Annotated in this window: 4 protein-coding genes; 2 read left to right on the top strand and 2 right to left on the bottom strand. The window is 39.2% G+C overall.

Annotation, left to right across the window (positions count from 1 at the left end):
- Positions 1 to 228: hypothetical protein (locus tag MNV_RS20155; protein ID WP_218837943.1), on the bottom strand; the 228-nt coding region annotated here is incomplete at its 3' end.
- 91 nt (positions 229 to 319) lie between these two features.
- Positions 320 to 760 carry a peptidase domain-containing protein gene (locus MNV_RS07860; RefSeq protein WP_096205025.1) on the bottom strand — a complete coding sequence of 147 codons (441 nt, stop codon included), beginning with the start codon at positions 758 to 760 and terminating at the stop codon, positions 320 to 322.
- A gap of 294 nt (positions 761 to 1,054) precedes the next feature.
- On the opposite strand from MNV_RS07860, the gene MNV_RS07855 reads away from it, so the two are divergent.
- On the top strand, positions 1,055 to 1,483 hold the full coding sequence (locus MNV_RS07855) for a hypothetical protein (RefSeq protein WP_096205023.1): 429 nt from the start codon (positions 1,055 to 1,057) through the stop codon (positions 1,481 to 1,483).
- Between the two features lie 81 nt (positions 1,484 to 1,564).
- Positions 1,565 to 2,712: PD40 domain-containing protein (locus tag MNV_RS07850; protein WP_096205022.1), on the top strand; the 1,148-nt coding region annotated here is incomplete at its 3' end.

Raw genomic sequence — 2,712 nt, 5'->3', positions numbered from 1 at the left:
ACGATTATTTGAAAACTTGACTATAGCTCTATAGCCGAGATATGTGAGGCTTTTAAAAGCAGCAAATGTCTCGCCTGGCATTAGACTAAGTTGTCCGATGATGATCAAAATTTGGAACTGCCACCAACTAATAGGTACTGGGTCGTGTCTTTCTCCGTTTGCCGGCACTTTATAACCTGACTCAACAATGATATCATCATTTGCCGCAACCGCAGGTACGATTAACAAAAAAATTAAAAATATGGCAATAATGAGGTTTTTTGTTTCATTACCGCACTATCCTTTAAATCTGTTAGGTTATATTATTTTCGCTTTTTTTTCAGTACCATACATCAAAGCTATATGTCTGGCTTCCTGTTACACTTTCTCCATACACTTCAAACTTCCATTTTCCTGCTGCGAAGTTCCCGCTGCCTTTCGTGAAAGACAGGTATATTCTTCCATCGGTTACTCCATCAGCGGAATCACGATAGGGGCCGAGTACTGTTCCTTCGGACGTAATGACTTTCAACGTGAGTGAGTTACTTGGAACTCCCCAATTGAGGTCGGTCCACACTCTTGGCACGCTTGGGATGTCCTGATAATAGTAGTCAGTTTCTCCCTGCACGACTGAGCCGATGGTGTCAATCACGTTATTGCCACCTGGGGTTGTGCCTGATGCAGGCGCAACGATAACGTCCGTATCCGATTCCTGCGCGCCAACAGGCAGCGCAAACAGTGCCATGACCATTAACATGGTCAAGATTTTTAATGGTTTCATTATTGTATCACCACAACCCCTTACATAGTCAGACTGCGTTGCTTAAATCTTATGTGACAACAATTTGCATGTAAATATTAATTTAAAATCAAATATATATAATAAAATACATGCAAATATTTGTCACAGAAGTTATTTAAAAAAATAGCCTGTTTTTAGAATCATGGGGTTCAGGAACTCCAAAAAGCAACTGAACCCCAAAAGTGCCCGAAGGCAAATCAAGGTTAGGCTTTAAAGATATTTAAAAGCTTGCCTGTTTGCCGCCGGAGTAAATTAAAATGGAGGTGAAAAAGAATGAAAGCAAGCATAAGAATAGTAGGGGCGGCCTTGCTCGTATTGGGCATATTTGCTGGTTTGGCATCAGCCGAGACGCCGGACGCCTGTGGTGATTGGAGTTGCGCAACCCTGTTCAGCGTTCCGAATAATCAATACACAGACGTAAATGGCGTTCTTACAAGCAGCCCAGTAGATAACGTAGATACGTGGAAGAGCACCGATCCCAATGTAGGAGATACTCTCTTAGTGTATCTGGATGGCCAGTCATACGAAAATTACCTGACAGCGCAGCTCTACGACGGAAATTTGGCTTTGATGCAGCAAATTAGTAGGAACTACGGTAATGTAGAATACGACAGAACTTTAAATGCAAAACCAACGTTCGTCAAGATATCAGGGTTCCTGGGCGGCTATTCCTATACATTTTCGCTTAGCCGAAATGTATAAACAATACATATAACTTTCAAATTTTTCAATTTTTTATTTTTTTTATAAATAAAACAATCTACAAAAAGAAGTGTTGAAAATATGCAAATAAAAATAACAATGTTATTAATAATAACACTCAGCTTATTACTTTCACCAGATGCAGTATCAGCAGTTACAAACAACACCTTACGGGCCGAAAAAATTATTTCTATCACGGAAATTGTGAAACCTTACACGCTTAATAATTCTAAAGAGGTCTCCCTAAAACCTGGTTCTATTTCTATGCAAGGTTTCTGGAGTCCAGATGGTGGGAAGGTTCTTATCAGCTCCGTGGTCTCATGGAGTCAATCTGAGGGCATATCTGAAATTTATGTTATGAATGCAGATGGGACTGAATTAAATAGAATTGTCTCGTCCAAGAAGATGAAAACAAAAGGCGCTTGGATAGCAAATCCTGCATGGAATCCGAGCGGAGATAAAATATTTTTCCAGCTAACACAACCCGGATCTATTTTGGTCGTAATTAATCCGGATGGTACAGCACTGAAGACCATTGCAAATAATTTATCAGACATGGAATCGATTTTGTCATTTTTACCTGATGCGGGATGGTGGCAAAGGAATCTCAAATGGAGTCCTGATATGACAAAAGTGGCTTTTGAATTTGAAAAAAAGTCCACAGGTTCAAACGAGCATATTTATGTAGCCGATGCAGGTGGTTCTAATCTCAGGGAGTTGTATTCGGGTACTTCAAATGGAAATCCTGTATGGAGTCACGATTCTAAAAAAATTGTTTTCAGAACAATCGGGGAGCAGTCAAGTCTTATAAGAATAAATATGGATGGAACTGATGTAAAATACCTGTCAAATGGAACCAAATATGAATCTTACGAATGGAATCATGATGATAGCAAAATATTATATTTAACATCTAAAGAGATAAATGGGAAAGAGCAGTGGGACCTGTATAGAGTAAATGCTGACGGTACAGGAACAAAGGAAATAATGAGTGGCAGTTGGATAGAAAAACCAAGCTGGAGTCCGGATGGAAGCAAGATACTATTTCAAGAGGTATTATATGAAAATGACATAAGAAACACTAATGTATACATAGTAGATGCAGATGGGAAGAATTTAAAAAAAATTTTAGAGGGGGATATTAGGATGTTAGGTTGGAGTCCCGGTGGAGAAAAAATTGCTTTCGTGGACAAGCATAACTTATACCTGAATTTCGACGATTTTGGTAA

Origin of the sequence: Candidatus Methanoperedens nitratireducens (assembly GCF_900196725.1) — an archaeon.
GTDB lineage: Archaea > Halobacteriota > Methanosarcinia > Methanosarcinales > Methanoperedenaceae > Methanoperedens > Methanoperedens nitroreducens_A.
The sequence above is the reverse complement of the archived record's forward strand: the minus strand, read 5'-3'. Positions and strand labels throughout refer to the sequence as shown.